Below are 17,380 nucleotides of genomic sequence, written 5' to 3'. Positions count from 1 at the left end.
ATGTTAGATATTAATTTAACCCACGAACAGCAACAAAAAGCAGTAGAACAAATTCAGGAATTAATGGCACAAGGAATTAGCAGCGGTGAGGCCATTCAAATTGTGGCAAAAGCATTGCGTGAAATTCATCAAAAAGATGAAAAAGAGAATTCTGCAAGTAAATAAATAAAAATTTTTGTGATCAATGTATCATTTTTAAAGTTTCCTTGTTGCATAAAAAAATAAAATGTTTGAATATATTTCCAATTGAGGTGATAAGGCATGAGTCTTATTGTTTTTAAGTATTAAGGGCGAAGCCTAATAGAGGTCTACTATGGAAATTGGTGTAGTAAAATGGTTTAACAACGCAAAAGGATTTGGGTTTATTTCTGCAGAAGGCGTGGATACAGACATCTTTGCACATTATTCAGCAATTGAAATGGATGGTTACCGTTCATTGAAAGCAGGGCAACGTGTGCAATTTGAAGTGATTCACGGCGACAAAGGATCTCACGCCACAAAAATTATTCCGATTGCGGAATAGGCGAAACGCTAAAACGTTTCAAAAATCTTCTCTATTTAGCATAATCAAAAGCCAAGATTTCGGTCTTGGCTTTTTTTCATTTTATTTATTGAGCAAGTTTTTTAAACCGGCTTTCATCGCCGTCATTTGACTTTCATATAATGCTTTGCTTTCACGTTCATCAATCATATAGGTGATGGTTTCAGAAAGTGTCATTTTCATTTTTCGTGAATATTTAGACAAACGAAGCCAAACGCCGTATTCTAAATCAATAGATTTCTTCTTCGTTGTTTGTTTTTCTGCATTAAAAAAGCGTTTACGTCTTGCTCGAATCGCCTGATCAAGCTTAATAGGTAAATCAAGAGAAAGGTGATTTTTAATCCATTCCTCGATTTTTTCAGGATAATTCTGACATTCTATTAATTCTTGAACTTTGCTTTCTTCTAAGCTTTTTTCTTCATAATGGGTTATTTTTTCTCCTTCGCGATATTTGCGAATGAGATAAATCCATTTCCAGTTTGCTTCTTGGTTTTCTAATTTTTGATATTTCATCGTTTTATTATACTTTTTAGTGACGTGGTAACCTCATAAATATACGCGCTTTAAACAAAATTTTCCAGTAGATTTTTATAACGGATTTTCACTCAGGGTGAAGTGTGCGATAATACCACCAATTTAATTAAAGCGAGATATGTCGTGACTCCAACATCTTCGGAACAAGCCTTAAATTGGCAAGCCTTACAACCAGAATTATCGATTACTGAACTTTCAGCTGAAAAGGCTGATTTTTGGTCATTACAAAAACATGCCGCAAAAGCGATTTCTTTATTCTTAAAACAACCTCGTCGTTCTTTGTTGGTTTTAAAAGCGGATGATCAAGCAGAATATGCTGATTTATTAGCAGAACTTATTCGCCAAGAACAGCCAAAAGAGCGGTCAGTTTTTGGGGTGAATTATGTGGTTGAGCAGGGAGATTCTTTTTCTTTCCCTCGTATTTATACTGAGCCCGCTCAATCACTAGCGGATAATTTTGCCGCACAAGGCGATGTGTTGAAGGCATTACATGCCGATCAATTTAGCCTTTTTGGTAGTGTGCGCGTTCACCCAAGTTCGCAAGATATTTTGCTTACGCCAGGTTTAGTGCATCAAGCCAATGGTGGTGTTTTGATTTTAAGTGCGGCAACGATGCTAAGCCAATTTGATTTATGGCAACGTTTAAAACATATTTTACAAACGCAAACTTTTGATTGGTATTCAGCGCATCCATTTAAAACTTTGCCTTGTGACATTCCAAGTTATCCACTTAATTTAAAAGTGGTGATTTTAGGCAATCGCACTGAAATTGCGACCTTAGGTGAGTTAGAAGAAGATCTTTACAGCTTGGCTGATTACGCGGAAATTGAAAGCTATTATTCTGTTGCACAACCTAAATCACAAGAAAACTGGGCTAATTATGTGTTGACATTAGCCTCAAAATATGAGCTTGATTTAGATTTAACCGCATTAAATAAACTCTATCAGTTATTGGTGCGTGAGAGTGAAGATCGCTTTTTAATTAACATTTCACCGTTAAAAACAACAGAAATGTTGCTTAATGCCGCGACGTTGTCACAAAAACAAACCTTAAGTGCGGTTGATTTTGAGCAAGCTTTTAAACAAAAGAACGAACAGCATGGTTTTTTACGTGAACGCACTTATGCAGATATTCTCAACGAACAAATCTATGTGGAAACCAATGGTGAAATTGTAGGACAGATTAATGGCTTATCAGTGATTGAATATCCCGGTACACCGGTTTGTTTCGGTGAACCTTCTCGTATCAGTTGTTTAGTGCAGTTTGGTGATGGAGAAGTCGTGGATGTGGAGCGTAAAAACGAATTAGCGGGCAATCTCCATGGAAAAGGCATGATGATTTCTGAAGCGTGCTTGGCCAGTATCTTAGAGTTGCCATCACAATTACCATTTTCAGCTTCTTTAGTATTTGAACAATCTTATGGTGAAATTGATGGTGACAGTGCATCTTTAGCCATTTTCTCCGTATTAGTCAGCGCGTTATCTGATTTGCCGTTGCCGCAAAATATTGCGATTACCGGTACCATTGATCAATTTGGTTTGGTGCATGCGGTAGGTGGAGTCAATGATAAAATTGAAGGCTTTTTCACCATTTGCCAACGTCGTGGTTTAACGGGTAAACAAGGGGTGATTATTCCTGCCACAACAATTCAGCAATTAAGTTTATCTGATGAAGTGGTTGAGGCGGTGAAAAATGAGCAGTTCTTTATCTATCAAGTCGAGGATATTTATCAAACAGCTAAAATCCTATTTGGCCGCGATTTATTGGAAGAGAAAGAAGAATATGCGAAGGGTAAAGAGCCTATTGCGCGTCTAATTCAAAATCGAATTGCTTTCCGTTCGGAAACGCCGAAAAAAAGCTGGTTAGATTTCTTTAAATCTTAATTTCTTAAAGCGAACCTTGTGTTCGCTTTTCTTTTATCTTAATTTCACTGACTGATCCGACAAGTTGAGCTAACAAGTGTTCGCTGTTTACATTTCTTATAAATCCCCATAGAATTCTTGCTTATTGGTTATAACCAAGCAAAACTATATATACAAGGAAATAAAAAATGGAAAACACCTGTACACCAAACATTAAAAGCAGCTACACCTATGAAGATTTATTAGCTTCTGGTCGTGGTGAATTATTTGGTAAAGAAGGCCCGCAACTTCCAGCACCAACGATGTTGATGATGGATCGTATTGTAAAAATGACCGAAGACAGCGGTGCGTTTGGTAAAGGGTATATTGAAGCGGAATTAGATATTCATCCAGATTTACCGTTTTTCGGTTGCCACTTTATTGGTGACCCAGTCATGCCTGGCTGCTTAGGTTTAGATGCGATGTGGCAATTAGTCGGTTTTTTCCTTGGCTGGGTAGGCGGTAAAGGTAAAGGCCGTGCATTAGGCGTTGGTGAAGTGAAATTTACCGGACAAATCTTACCAACTGCGAAAAAAGTGGTTTACCGCATCAATATGAAACGCGTAATTAATCGCAAATTAGTGATGGGAATGGCTGACGGTGAAGTGGAAGTAGATGGTCGCGTTATCTACACCGCAACTGATTTAAAAGTTGGCTTATTCCAAGATACATCAAGTTTCTAATTTAAATAAACACAACATCATAAAAAAGATAGCCCGATTCATTCGGGCTTTTCTTTTTCTATTCTTCGTCAATAATATCGACAAATTCGGCATTCAGTAATTTAGCTAAATCTTGAGGCGCTAATTCAACACTTAATCCACGTTTTCCACCAGAAACAAAAATCGTATCAAACTCAAGTGCGGTCGAATTTATTACTGTTTTTACCCGTTTCTTTTGACCTAATGGGCTAATGCCACCGACTAAATATCCCGTGCTTTTTTGTGCCGCATCTTTATCGGCCATTTCAACTTTTTTTACACCAATGGATTTTGCCGCTTTCTTTAAACTCAACATATTTGCCGTGGAAAGTACAAAACACGCTAATTTTTTCTGATCACCATTTTCAGCGACTAAAAGTGTTTTAAAGGATTGGTGCGGATCAAGCCCAAGTTTTTCAGCGGCTTCATCGCCAAAATGCGTATTGTTAGGGTCATGATCATAAGTATGGAGAGTAAAAGGAATTTTATTTTTCTTTAGTAAATCAATTGCCGGTGTCATCTGATTTCCTTATGTATTTATGCATCTTTTTTCTGTAGAATGAATCGGTTCAGAACATTTTACAGCGGAGAGAAAAATGGACGCAAGCCTAAATATTGCTATTGCAGCAGAATTTGATCTATGTGAAAAAATTGCCGAAGCCCTTGAACAAAGTGAACTAGATGTTGGCAAGATTTCTATCGTAGAAATTTATCCTTTTGAAGAAGAGCAAGCGGTACGTTTTCGCAATAAAGCGGTTGCTCAATTAGCCACTGATGAGATTGAGTGGAATAGCGTTAATTATCTTTTCTTCGCAGGCCAAATTGATCAAGCTCCTTTATTAGCACAAGCCGCAGAAAGTGGCTGTGTCGTGATTGATTTAAAAGGAATTTGCTCAGCATTGTCTGATGTTCCTGTTGTGGTCCCTACAATTAATGAAGAAAATCTGACTGAATTAAGACAACGTAACATTGTGAGTTTACCCGATCCGCAAGTGAGTCAATTAGCCTTATCTCTACTACCAATCATTCAACAAACGAATTTAACTCAAGTCTTTGCAACGTCACTTTTACCCGCTTCTTATACAGATGGTGAAACCGTAAATAAACTTGCGGGTCAAACTGCTCGTTTACTGAATGGTATGCCATTGGAAGAAGGTGAAACCCGTTTTGCTTTTGATGTATTTCCACAACAAGCCGCTAATTTAAATCTGCAATTGCAAAAAATCTTCCCACAGTTAGACTGTGTCATTTTCCATCAAATTCAAGTGCCTGTATTCTACGGCATGGCACAAAAAGTGACCGCACTTTCAGATTATGAATTTGATTTCCAACCACAACAAAGCGAATTGATTGAATTAAACGATAGCCTTGTTACCCCCGTGATTAACGGTGAAAACGAAAATGGTGAAGATAGCGTAAAATTGCATCTTAGCCAACAAAGTGCGGTTGAAAATGGCGTCGAATTTTGGACAGTTGCCGATGAGCAACGTTTCAATATCGCCTTATTAGGTGTGAAATTACTTGAATCGATTTATCACCAAGGTTATTAATTTAAGTTAAGGGAAAAACCATGCAACAATCTTTACTTGAACGTCTTTTTTCCATTAAAGAAAAGGGCAGTACCACCAAAACCGAAATTATCGCTGGTATCACCACCTTCTTTACCATGGTGTACATCGTGTTTGTGAACCCATCCGTATTAGGTGATGCGGGAATGGATAAACAAGTTGTTTTCGTGACGACTTGTTTAATTGCCGCGCTCGGCACCATTGCGATGGGGTTATTCAGTAATTTACCTATCGCACTTGCACCAGCGATGGGACTCAATGCGTTCTTTGCTTATGTAGTCGTTGGCAAGCTTGGTTATTCTTGGGAAGTGGGCATGGGCACCATTTTCTGGGGCTCGATTGGTTTATTTGTTCTCACCCTATTCCAAATCCGTTATTGGTTAATGGCTTCTATTCCGCTTTCACTGCGCGTGGGAATTGGTGCTGGCATAGGCTTTTTTATTGCGTTAATTGGCTTTAAAAATATGGGGTTAGTTGTAGCGAATCCCGCGACCTTAGTGGCATTAGGTAATTTACATGATCCGAAAATTCTGCTTGGCGTATTAGGTTTCTTCATTATCGTAGTTTTAGCTGCTCGTAATATTTTCTCTGGGGTCTTAATTTCTATCGCGGTAGTGACTGGATTAGCACTTTTAGTTGATGATCAAGTCACTTTCCACGGCATTGTTTCTATGCCACCAAGTTTAGGTGCAGTTGTGGGTAAAGTGGATATTACCGGTGCTTTAGACACGGCATTACTCGGCATCATTTTCTCATTCTTATTAGTAAACCTATTTGACTCATCAGGCACCTTATTAGGCGTGACTGATAAAGCGGGCTTTAGCGATGAAAAAGGTCGCTTCCCGAAAATGAAACAAGCCCTTTATGTGGATAGCGTGAGTGCCGTTGTTGGTTCCTATATTGGAACCTCAGCGATCAGTACCTATATTGAAAGTGGTGCAGGTGTTTCTGTCGGTGGTAGAACAGGTTTAACAGCAGTAACAGTCGGGGTTTTATTCTTACTTACTATTTTCTTCTCGCCACTAGCTAGTGTCGTACCAGCTTATGCAACAGCTGGAGCTTTAGTTTATGTGGGGATTTTAATGGCATCCAGTCTTATTCGTGTACACTGGGATGATTTAACTGAAGCAACGCCTGCTTTTATCACCGCAGCGATGATGCCATTTACCTATTCTATAACTGAAGGTATCGCATTTGGTTTTATTAGCTATTGCGTTATGAAGGCTTGTACAGGTAGAATACGCGAGGTCAATGCCCCTGTATGGGTAGTGTCTTTACTGTTTGTAGCCAAGTTCGTTTGGGTTGGCTGATTTCATAAAGGCGTAATTATTACGCCTTCATTTTTATAGTATTGTAACAAGGAGTGAGTTATGCAAAATATTCTTTTTATTGTCAATGATTCCACATATAGCGGAGAAAAAACGTTCAACGCTGTTCGTTTCGCCATCAATATGAAGGAAGAACACAGCAAGGATGTGAATATTAAATTATTCTGCTTTTCTGATGCGATTTTATGCGGTATTGCGGGGCAAAATCCAAATGAAGGTTTCAATATCCAACAACTTATCGATATTTTAGCGGCACAAGGTGCTGAAATTAAATTATGCACCAGCTGTGTAAAAGCTCGTGGTTTATTAGATGCTAAATTAATTGATGGCGTGACCCTTGGTACTTTAGATGATGTATCTGAGTGGACATTATGGGCGGATAAAGTTTTAACGTTCTAAAATAATAAGATAAAGAATAAAGTGCGGTGAAATTTCACCGCATTTTTTATGGAAATCCCCCCACTAAATCCCTACAATAGAAGCACACTAATGTTTCCAAAAAAATAAAAAAATGAGCCAAAAATCAACCGCACTTAATGCCATTTCTTTACCCTTAAATCAAGTCAATTTAATTGAGGCCTCTGCCGGTACTGGGAAAACCTATACTATCGGTTCTATCTATCTTCGTTTACTTTTACAAGCAGGTGAGAATTGTTTTTCTCGACCATTAAATGTGGAAGAAATTTTGGTGGTAACCTTTACTGAAATGGCGACAGAAGATTTAAAACGTAAAATTCGGGAACGTTTAACAGCAGCAATTTCTGTTTTTTCTGAATATTATGAGACAAAAGATAAGGCGATTTTTACTGGGGAACATCAATTTTTAGCGGAATTGTTGCCTTATTTAGAGGATATCCCGATCGCACTTCGCCGCTTAAAGCTGGCCGAACAAAATTTAGATTTAGCCTCCATTTATACCATTCACGGTTTTTGTCGCCGAATGCTGATGCAACATGCTTTCAATTCAGGCGTGCATTTCAATTTAAAACTTCTCAAAGATCAGTCTGATTTACTCAAACAATTTGCAAATGAATTTTGGCGGGAGCATTTTTATGATTTGCCTTTCCATTTGGCTGCATTTATCTCAAAAGAATTAAAGTCGCCAGAAGAGGTATTGAATGATTTAGGCTCAAATATTGGAAATGATTTCTCTGTACAACTTGATAAACCAGAACTGTTAGAACTGCCATTAAAAGAATTTTTGCAAAAAGATATCACTAAGAATGCGGAAATTATTGAAAAGATTAAAGATACTTGGTTAGAAAATGCGGCTAAAATCCGAGACCTTTTTGATGAAGAAGTCGTAAAAAAAGAGAAATCTTGTTTAAATGGGAAAACACATTCAAGCAAAACAATTTTATCACTTGTAGATGAAGTCACCTCATGGGCAAAAAATAGAGCAGATCTCACCTTAAACGAAACATTAGTAAAAAAATTTACACAATCGGCTTTGGATAACGCTGTCAACGCACCTTTCAAGAAAAAAGGTGTGAGAATAACACATCCAACTTTTGAAGAGATTGAAGCTTTAATTGAGCAACTTCAACCGAGTAATTTATTTAAAAAAATCATTCTCTATCACTATCGTCAAGGTATTCAAAAGAAACTTCTTGAATACAAAGCGAATCATCCTGAAAAATCCTTTGATGATTTATTACGCTTATTGAAAGAAGCATTACATGGTGAGGGCGGAGAACAGTTAGCGGAATTAATTCGTTTTCAATATCCTTTTGCCATGATTGACGAGTTCCAAGATACGGATGCATTGCAGTATCAAATTTTCTCGAAAATTTATCACAATAAAAACGCGTCTGGTAATGTTGGCTTTATGATGATCGGGGACCCAAAACAGGCGATTTATCGCTTCCGTGGTGCCGATATTTTTACTTATTTAAAAGCAGCAGACGAAGCAAGCGAGCGTTTTAATCTCGGTACAAACTACCGTTCTTCTCAAACTTTAGTGGAAGGGGTAAATCGATTATTTGATTTTAAAAATACGCCTTTTATTTATAAAAATATTAAATTTTTAAACGTCGGCGCAGCCAAGAAGAATCTTGTTTTTCAGTTGAATAATCAACCTGAACCCGCTTTCCGTTTTTATATTAATGATAAAGACAAATCCACCCAGCAAGATTATGCGAAAGCTTGCGCAATATCTATTCAGCAATGGTTAAAAAGTGCGACTGAAAATCCGGTTGTTTTTCCAAATGAAAGTAAAGCGGAAAATCAAACATTGCGAGCAGAAAATATTGCTGTTTTGGTGCGTGGTTATACCGAAGCCGAATTGGTGAAAAAAGAATTGCAAGCACTTGGTATTGCTTCGGTTTACCTTTCGGATAAAGGAAATGTCTTTGAGAGTAGCACAGCAAAAGAACTGGCCTTGATTTTGCAAGCCTGTTTGAGTGTGACTGAGCGCCCTATTTTAAATGCCATTGCGACCGCACTTTTCGGCTTAAATGCAGCTGAAATTCACCAAATTCACAATGATGAAATTCAGTGGCAACGTTGGGCTGAAAAATTCGCAGAGTATCAACAAATTTGGCAACGCCAAGGCGTATTGCCGATGTTGCACCATTTACTTTTAGCTGAAAATATCACAGAAAAACTCTTATCTCGGCCTGATGGCGAGCGAAAACTGACGGATTTGTTACATTTAGCTGAAATTTTACAGCAAGCAGCGGCATTAAATGAAAGTGAAGCAGCTTTATTGCGTTGGTTTGAAAAGCAAATTCAAGATGATGGTCGTCAAGAAGCACAAATTCGTTTAGAAAGCGAACGTCAGTTAGTGAAGATTGTAACTATCCATAAATCCAAAGGCTTGGAATATGATTTGGTTTGGTTGCCATTTTTAGGAAATGCAGCAAAAGACCCAACTAAAAAGAAACTGTTTAATTTATATTACGACAGTGATGAAGAGAAAACCTTGTGGGATATGCAAGATCAACATTTGGATGATTTAACAGAAGAAGTTTTTGCGGAAGAATTGCGTTTGCTTTATGTGGCATTAACCCGAGCAAAATACCAAATGGCCTTTGTGTTACCAAAAGCCTTTGATAAAAAATGGAATGCTTTATTGTATGTTTTAACGCAAGGTGAAATTAGTCGAAAACTCGATTTGCCAAATAATTGGGATACCCAACCGTTATTGGAAAAATTTAAGCAGCTCTTACCAAATGATGTAGCGATTGAATTAACCGATGTTTTACAAACCAGTGAACCACTTACCTTAAATGTTTCTCAAGAAAATTTAAGTGCGGAAACTTTCCGGGGTGAAATTGAACAAGATTGGCGAGTGACGAGCTTTAGTGGCATTGAACAAACACATCAACGCAAAGCTTATTTGAATGAAAGTGCGGTGAAGAAATCGCTCATTTTTGATGATGCGAAAGATTATGATGCGTTGATTTCAACAGAAAATATCCCTGAAAATCTGACCGCACTTGCTCATGATAATGATGAAATGGTTCTAGATTTCCCACGGGGAACACAAATCGGTACGTTATTGCATCGTTATTTTGAAAAGGTGCCTTTTGCTCAACTGGCTGAGAAAGAAAACATTGAAAAGCTATGTCAGGATTTGAATCTTGCGGAAGAGCAGTTTGTAGCAGTTCAACAGTGGTTTGAACAAATACTCAGCACGCCAATTTTGCCAAACGATGATTTTACCCTTGCACAAATTAACGAAAAACAATGCTTAAAAGAGTTGGCGTTTTATCTCAATATCACAAGCCATTTTGATGTGGCAGGTTTTAATCGAGCGTTAGCAACCTTGCATCATTTGCCATCAGAACCGTTACAGTTTGATGATATTCAAGGCATGGTGCGAGGCACGATGGACTTAGTTTTCTGTCATCAAGATAAATATTATTTGCTTGATTACAAATCGAATTTCTTAGGTGAAACATTAAAGGATTACGATCAAGCCGCATTGAAAAAAGCCATGTTAGAGCATCATTATGATTGGCAATATTTGTTGTATGTGGTGGCATTACACCGTTATTTAAAAACACGTTTGCCTCACTACGATTACAACCGAGATTTTGGTGGTGTGGTTTATGCATTTTTACGAGGAATGAATGGTTCGCCACAATCGGGCATCTTTTTTGATAAACCAGATTGGCAATTAATCCAACAATTAGAGGAATTATTTTAATGTTAAGCCTATTAAAATCCTTGCAAGAACAAGGTGTGATTACTCAAGGCGATTATTATTTTGCTCAATTAATTGCGGATAAACAAAAAGATAAAGGCTATGCCGAACCCGTACAAAATTTAGCGATTTTATTAGCCGCACTTTGTAACTGGAGCTATACGCAAGGCAATACTTGTTGTGTATTAGATCGCTTTTTAGAACGTAATTTATTCGGCTTGGCTTATCGTCATACTGAAATGGATTTTTTATCACTTATCAATGAAAAGATTGGTTCTCTTCCTGTATCAAAATGGCAATCAGCCTTAGTGGAACATATTGCTTTTACACAAGATCCTGAAAATCAGATTGCGCCTCTCGCATTTCAATTTGGGGCGATTTATTTCTATCGTGCTTGGCAAGATGAATTCCGCGTGGCGCAATATATTAAAAACGCATTGAAAAATGACCGCACTTTATCGGTAGAACCGCAACAAATTCGGACATTATTAGATCGTTATTTTCCTCAACAACAAGCGCAAGTTGATTGGCAAAAAGTAGCAGTCGCAACAGCAGTGAAAAGTCCATTTTCTGTGATTACAGGTGGACCGGGAACAGGGAAAACCACGACCGTCACTCGATTATTATGTGTATTACAGGAATTATTTGGTGGCAAACTTCACATTAAATTGGTTGCGCCAACAGGGAAAGCTGCAGCTCGTTTAACGGAATCTATCGAAAACGCTTTGGCACAAATGCCGATTTCAGATGAGTTACGTGCATCTATTCCTAAAACCGCAGAAACGTTGCATCGTTTACTAGGCGTTCGCCCTTTTACCGATAGCGTGAAATATCATGCACATAATCCACTGCAAATTGATGTGCTAGTGGTGGATGAAACCTCGATGATTGATTTGCCGATGATGGCGAAACTGGTGCAAGCGTTGAAACCCGAAACGCGTTTGATTTTATTGGGTGACCAAGCTCAATTAGCTTCAGTGGAAGCGGGAGCGGTATTAGGGGAAATAGCACAGTTTTTAACGCAAGATTATAGCCCTGCTCAAGCAGATTATATCCATGCAACAACAGGCTATACCGTTCCAACTTCAGATGAACATAGTCCGATGCGTGATGCCATTTGTCATTTAACCTTTAGTCGTCGCTTCCGAGATGATTCGGGCATTAAACAACTTGCTGAGCAAATTCAACAAGGAAAAGGTGAGGGCAGTGTAGCAACCTTTGCGGAATATCCACAAGAGTTGCATTTCCATCATTTTGATGAAGAGCAAGACGTTAAAGAATCTGTTCGACAAGTGGTGAAAAGTGCGGTCGAAAATTACCGTGTTTATTTAACCCAGCTTCAAACTTATTTTGCTCAAAAGAAAGATCTCAATGCAAAATTTATAGATGAAAAGGGCAACGAAAAAACTTATGCGGAAGCAATTTTAGACCGTTTTAATTCCGTTCGTTTTTTGACTGCACTTCGTGCTTCGGCATTAGGTGTGGAAGAGTTAAATCGAGAAATTGCTTTAGCATTGCGTGCAGAAAAACTACTTTGGTTCCGCCAAGAGGACGATTGGTATATTGGTAAGCCAATTATGATTACCGAAAACGATCATAACGTGAAACTGTATAACGGTGATATTGGCTTGTGTTTAGCTAAGGGCAAAGTGTGGTTCGGCAATCGAGAAGTTTCTACCAGTCGTATTCCCGCTCACGAGCCTGCATTTATGATGACGATTCATAAATCCCAAGGTTCGGAGTTTGATCATACGGTAATGGTATTGCCAACAGAACCTAATCCAGTGCTTTCACGAGAGCTGGTATTTACCGGTGTTACCCGTGCGAAAAATCAACTTTCCGTATTTGCTAATGAAAAAATCTGGCAAAGTGCGGTCAGAAATACGGTAAAAAGACAAAGTGGTTTAGGAAAATTATTACAGGAAAAAGAGGAGTAAAAAATGAAATTATATGTTTACGATCATTGCCCGTTTTGTGTACGTGTCCGCATGATTTTTGGTTTAAAAAATTTACCGGTAGAACTTGTAGTGCTGGCAAATGATGATGAAGCAACGCCAATTGGTTTAGTGGGCAAAAAGGTTGTGCCAATTCTTGTCAAAGAAGATGGTACTGCGATGCCGGAAAGTTTGGATATCGTGCATTATGTTGATAAACATTTTGGTGAAAAAATCTTATCTGAATACGTTCGTCCTGAAATTGAAGCATGGTTAAAAGAAGTTGGCAGTTATTATGGTCATCTTACGACTGCACGCTTTACGCAAATTGGTTTAGCAGAATTTGAAACCCAAAGTGCGGTCGATTATTTCACTAAAAAGAAAACGGAATTTATTGGTGATTTTTCTGAAAATATTGCGAAGACTGAAACCTATCTTGCTCGCTTAAAAGGTGATTTAGAGAAATTAGCGGTATTAATTCAATCTAAAAATGCCTTAAACGGCCAACTTTCTCTTGAAGATATTATCGTTTTCCCGGTATTGCGAAATCTGACTTGTGTGAAAGGCATCAAATTTCCACCAGCAGTTTTAGCTTATATCACGAATATGGCTAAGTTAAGCAATGTGCCGCTGTATTTTGATAAAGCCATTTAATCTCTGTTAAGTCATAGGCTTTGGAGATACTGAACTTTTGACTTGGATCATAGATACGGTCATTTTTTCAGTATTTTTTATTCATCGATCTATAATCTCTAAGGTTTACTTTATAAGAGCGCAGAGATATGGATCAGGAATACCAACGAGCGGTTACCCGTATTTGTGTGGAAACCGCTTTGTTATTATTACAGCATGGGGCAGAAAGTGCTGTCGTCGTACAAATGGCTCAGCGATTAGGTGTAGCTTTAGGCATTGAAAGCGTGGAGTGTGCTTTGACGGCAAATGCCGTCTTATTGACCACACTTTCTAAGCAACATTGTATTACTACTGTGCGGAAGAATGTCGATAAAGGCATTAATATGCAAATCGTTACGGATGTTCAGCACATTGTGGTTGCCGTAGAGCATCACTTGTATGATTTGTCCATGGCTCAAAAGAAACTAGATAAATTAAAACCACTAAAATATAACCGTTATTTGGTGGTGTTTATGATTGGTTTATCTTGTGCCTCTTTTGCTCACCTTTCTGGTGGAGATATCACAATTTGTGCAATTACCTTTATTGCTTCTGCCATTGCGATGTTTGTTCGACAAGAAATTTCTAAGCGTCATTACAATCCACTCATCGTTTTTGCCATTACCGCTTTTGTTGCCTCACTGATTTCCGGTGTCAGTTTGAAATATAGTTTAGGCAATGATCCTCATATCGCATTAGCTTCTAGCGTTTTATTACTTGTCCCAGGATTCCCATTAATTAACTCACTTGCAGATATTTTAAAAGGGTATGTCAATATGGGAATAGGACGATGGACCATCGCTACGGTTCTTACCTTTGGTGCTTGTTTAGGCATCGTCTTTGCATTAAATCTTTTAAATATTGTTTCTTGGGTGGGGTAATAAGATGTTTTTACTGAATTTACTCGACGATATGCTTTTTGCAGCCATTCCTGCAGTAGGATTTGCCTTGGTATTTAATGTTCCACCTAAGGCCTTAAAGTATTGTGCTATTTTAGGTGCACTTGGGCATGTCACGAGAACGTTATTATTACACTTTGGAGTCCCGATTGTTTTTGCCACTTTTTTTGCCACTTGTTTGATTGGTTTTATTGGTGTGCATTTATCTCATCGCTATTTAGCCCATCCAAAAGTCTTTACCGTTGCGGCAATTATTCCAATGATTCCGGGTGTTCATGCTTATAAAGCGATGATTGCTATCGTACAAATTCATCATTATGGATTTTCCGATAAATTATTTGAGCAAATGATCAGCTCTTTTATCAATACCAGCTTTATTTTGGGAGCCCTTGTTTTGGGCTTAGCTTTACCAGGGCTATTGTTCTATCGACAAAAGCCTGTAGTATAGAAAATAAAAAGCCGACATCAGTCGGCTTTCGTATTTAATCAATATTTAATTAAGCATAGCAAGTTTGGCAAGCGGCTTGGAACATCCAAACAAGTTTTTCTTGCTCTTTGATGTAGTCGCTCATTTGAGACGCTGTACCTTCATCATCAGATTCACCTGCTAATTCAAGAATTTCACGTTGTTGCTCAAGTAATACTTTTAATCCTTCTAATGTGCCTTTTAAGCAAGATTGTGCATCACTTACTCCTAACTCTTCTTTAATACGTGAGTCTTTGAAGTATTGTGAATAACCGTTATGTGGTGTGTAACCTAAAGTTAAGATACGTTCTGCCACTTCATCGACTTTTTCCACTAAATCCGTGTAGATTTCTTCAAATTTTGCGTGTAATTCAAAGAAGTTCACACCTTTGATATTCCAGTGGTAACCACGTACGTTGGTATAGAATACTTGATAGGTTGCTAATAATTCGTTTAATTTTGCTGCTAATTTTTCAGATGCTTTTTTATCTAAACCGATTGATGTTTTTGGCATAGTATTTTCCTCTTTATTGTTGATTAAAATGTTGTTCCCTTGCTTGGGAAGTGCGGTCATTATAAGCATTGTTTTTTCTGATGGCTATTTCATATTATCTAGCGATTCAATAGCTAAAATCTATTTATAATAAATTATGCATAGTTAAAAACTTTTATTTTAAATTGCAAAAAACTCTGTGAAGTAGATCACACATTCAATATTTCCCCTTTGACAGAATGAATCGAAGATGATTATGATTGATAGAAATCATTTTATTCTAAGATTTGATTGCTTTACTTCATTTTCGAATGAAATGTTTGGCTAGGTTTAAAAACCAAAATGTGATTTTATTACTCATCAGGAGTTTAGTATGACAAAGCATTTTTCCTTTGAAACAAATGAATCTCGTCGTCATTTTATGAAGCTAATGGCTGGCGTGGGGGCAGGTCTTGCATTTAGTGGCACATTAGGCACATTTGCACCAAAAGCCTTTGCTGCAGACATTAAAGGTAAAACCATTGAAGCGGGGATTGCTTATCCACTTTCTACTGGTTTTGATCCAATGACATCAAGCGGTGCTTCACCTTATGCCGCAAACTTGCATATTTTTGAAGGTTTGGTGGATTTGCATCCTGCAACTCGTGAACCTTATCTTGCTTTAGCAGGAAAAGAGCCAGAACAAGTTGATGAAAAAACATGGCGTATTACTTTACGTGAAGGCGCAACCTTCCATGATGGCGCACCAGTCACCACTGAAGACGTTGTGTATTCTTTCAATCGTATTATGGATCCAGCCAATAAATCTTTATTCGTGATGTTTATTGATTTCATTGAAAGTGTGAAAGCTGTGGATGATAAAGTGGTGGAATTCAAACTGAAATATCCATTTGCTTTATTTGCTAACCGCTTAACTTGTGTGAAAATTGTACCGAAACATGTGATCGATAAAGTGGGACAATCTGCATTTGATGCACACCCAATTGGTTCAGGTCCATTCAAATTTGTTTCAGCAGTGAAAGATGACAAAATCGTTTTTGAAGCTTATGAACCTTACAATGGTAAATATCCAGCACAAGTTGAAAAAATGTCTTGGTTATTACTTTCTGATGCCGCAGCTCGTGTAACTGCACAAGAGTCTAAACGTACTCAAGCAATGGAAAGTGTACCTTATTTAGACATTAGCCGTTTAAAAAATAAAAAACAACAAGTGCAATCCGTTCAATCTTTCGGCTTGCTATTCTTAATGTTTAACTGTGAGAAAGCTCCGTTTAATAATCCCAAAGTACGTCAAGCGTTGCACTATGGTTTAAACACAGACAAACTTGTTGATATTGTATTTGATGGTAATGCAGAAGCGGCAACATCATACTTACAAACCACTCACCCAGATTATATTAAGGCATCAACTCAATATCCTTATGATCCGGAAAAAGCAGCGGCATTATTGAAAGAAGCAGGTGTGACTGAGCTTAAATTTGAATTGCTCGCAACCGACCACGACTGGGTGAAAGAATCTGCACCATTAATTTTAGAGTCTTGGAACAAGATTCCAGGTGTGAAAGTGACTTTACAACACTTACAATCTGGTGCGTTATACAGCAACAACGTGGATCCAGGTGTGTATGAAGTGGCAATTGCACCGGGTGACCCATCCGTGTTTGGTAATGACTTAGACTTGCTTTTAAGCTGGTGGTATCGTGGTGATGTATGGCCGAAACGTCGTTTCCGCTGGAGCAACACCCCTGAATTTGCGAAAGTGACTGAATTGCTCAATACAGCTGTGAGAGCAAAAGATCACGCTGAAGCGAAAAAATCATGGGAAGAAGCGATTAACATTATTGCGGCTGAAGTACCACTTTATCCGATTGTTCATCGTAAACTTCCTTCTGCATGGGATGATAGCAGTCTTGAAGGCTATCAACCATTGGCGACAACCGGTTTATCTTTCCTCGGTGTGGGCCGTAAATAAAAGTACTTTTTAATGTTTGGGCTGTTGAGCAATCAACAGCCTTTTTTCTTTCTTTTTAACACCAAAGTGCGGTCATTTTTTCCCCTGTTTTTCAATCATTTTTGCTCTCTATTTTATTTCAAAAAAATCTTTGTGAAGCCGATCACAGATTTGAACTTTGCCCTAGGTACTTGGATTGACAGGGTATAGAGCGGATATTATGATTTGTATAAATCATTTT

General features: G+C 38.0%; 16 protein-coding genes. 13 read left to right on the top strand and 3 right to left on the bottom strand.

Translation table 11 applies throughout. The features are described 5' to 3' along the window. Positions 1–165, top strand: a complete 165-nt coding sequence (locus INP93_RS07670; protein ID WP_197544572.1) for a YoaH family protein — start codon at positions 1–3, stop codon at positions 163–165. Between the two features lie 148 nt (positions 166–313). Continuing rightward, positions 314–523 carry a cold shock domain-containing protein CspD gene (gene cspD / locus INP93_RS07665; protein ID WP_005696050.1) on the top strand — a complete coding sequence of 70 codons (210 nt, stop codon included), beginning with the start codon at positions 314–316 and terminating at the stop codon, positions 521–523. Between the two features lie 81 nt (positions 524–604). On the opposite strand, the gene matP is transcribed toward cspD, so the two are convergent. Next, complete coding sequence (matP, locus tag INP93_RS07660) at positions 605–1,054, bottom strand: macrodomain Ter protein MatP (RefSeq protein WP_197544571.1); 450 nt, start codon at positions 1,052–1,054, stop codon at positions 605–607. A 102-nt stretch (positions 1,055–1,156) separates the two neighbouring features. Here matP and INP93_RS07655 point away from each other — a divergent pair, with 102 nt between their 5' ends. Beyond that, a complete protein-coding gene (locus INP93_RS07655) occupies positions 1,157–2,959 on the top strand; it encodes an AAA family ATPase (RefSeq protein WP_197544570.1) in 1,803 nt (600 codons plus the stop codon). Positions 2,960–3,126: 167 nt separating this feature from the next. After that, positions 3,127–3,660: a bifunctional 3-hydroxydecanoyl-ACP dehydratase/trans-2-decenoyl-ACP isomerase gene (gene fabA / locus INP93_RS07650; RefSeq protein WP_197544569.1), complete on the top strand. Its 534-nt coding sequence runs from the start codon at positions 3,127–3,129 to the stop codon at positions 3,658–3,660. 58 nt (positions 3,661–3,718) lie between these two features. Here the strand turns inward: fabA and ybaK are convergent, their stop codons facing one another. Next, positions 3,719–4,198: a Cys-tRNA(Pro) deacylase gene (gene ybaK, locus INP93_RS07645; protein WP_005696054.1), complete on the bottom strand. Its 480-nt coding sequence runs from the start codon at positions 4,196–4,198 to the stop codon at positions 3,719–3,721. Between the two features lie 76 nt (positions 4,199–4,274). Here ybaK and INP93_RS07640 point away from each other — a divergent pair, with 76 nt between their 5' ends. From INP93_RS07640 to INP93_RS07605, 8 genes are all read left to right on the top strand, one after another. Then, a complete protein-coding gene (locus INP93_RS07640) occupies positions 4,275–5,228 on the top strand; it encodes an oxidoreductase (RefSeq protein ID WP_197544568.1) in 954 nt (317 codons plus the stop codon). A gap of 20 nt (positions 5,229–5,248) precedes the next feature. Beyond that, positions 5,249–6,556, top strand: a complete 1,308-nt coding sequence (locus INP93_RS07635; protein WP_197544567.1) for an NCS2 family permease — start codon at positions 5,249–5,251, stop codon at positions 6,554–6,556. A 60-nt stretch (positions 6,557–6,616) separates the two neighbouring features. Further along, positions 6,617–6,973, top strand: coding sequence for a DsrE/DsrF/TusD sulfur relay family protein (locus INP93_RS07630; protein ID WP_005696059.1), 357 nt, complete (start codon positions 6,617–6,619; stop codon positions 6,971–6,973). Between the two features lie 112 nt (positions 6,974–7,085). Then, positions 7,086–10,727: an exodeoxyribonuclease V subunit beta gene (gene recB, locus INP93_RS07625; protein ID WP_197544566.1), complete on the top strand. Its 3,642-nt coding sequence runs from the start codon at positions 7,086–7,088 to the stop codon at positions 10,725–10,727. Continuing rightward, positions 10,727–12,661 carry an exodeoxyribonuclease V subunit alpha gene (gene recD / locus INP93_RS07620; RefSeq protein WP_197544565.1) on the top strand — a complete coding sequence of 645 codons (1,935 nt, stop codon included), beginning with the start codon at positions 10,727–10,729 and terminating at the stop codon, positions 12,659–12,661. The genes recB and recD overlap by 1 nt, the downstream gene beginning before the upstream one ends. A 3-nt stretch (positions 12,662–12,664) precedes the next feature. After that, a complete protein-coding gene (gene grxB / locus INP93_RS07615; protein ID WP_197544564.1) occupies positions 12,665–13,312 on the top strand; it encodes a glutaredoxin 2 in 648 nt (215 codons plus the stop codon). Positions 13,313–13,440: 128 nt separating this feature from the next. Further along, the gene (locus INP93_RS07610; protein ID WP_049384285.1) at positions 13,441–14,211 is read left to right on the top strand and encodes a threonine/serine exporter family protein; all 771 of its coding nucleotides are present in this window, start codon (positions 13,441–13,443) and stop codon (positions 14,209–14,211) included. 4 nt (positions 14,212–14,215) lie between these two features. Beyond that, positions 14,216–14,677: a threonine/serine exporter family protein gene (locus INP93_RS07605; RefSeq protein ID WP_197544563.1), complete on the top strand. Its 462-nt coding sequence runs from the start codon at positions 14,216–14,218 to the stop codon at positions 14,675–14,677. A 49-nt stretch (positions 14,678–14,726) separates the two neighbouring features. Here the strand turns inward: INP93_RS07605 and INP93_RS07600 are convergent, their stop codons facing one another. Next, the gene (locus tag INP93_RS07600; RefSeq protein WP_197544562.1) at positions 14,727–15,209 is read right to left on the bottom strand and encodes a Dps family protein; all 483 of its coding nucleotides are present in this window, start codon (positions 15,207–15,209) and stop codon (positions 14,727–14,729) included. A gap of 352 nt (positions 15,210–15,561) precedes the next feature. On the opposite strand from INP93_RS07600, the gene INP93_RS07595 reads away from it, so the two are divergent. After that, entirely contained in the window at positions 15,562–17,160 is a 1,599-nt protein-coding gene (locus INP93_RS07595) for an ABC transporter substrate-binding protein (protein ID WP_197544561.1), read from the top strand. Positions 17,161–17,380 lie beyond the last annotated feature (220 nt).

The sequence above is a fragment of the Haemophilus parainfluenzae genome, assembly GCF_014931415.1.
Classification (GTDB): Bacteria; Pseudomonadota; Gammaproteobacteria; order Enterobacterales; family Pasteurellaceae; genus Haemophilus_D; species Haemophilus_D parainfluenzae_AF.
Note: the sequence above shows the minus strand (reverse complement) of the source record. Positions and strands in the feature narration are given on the sequence as shown.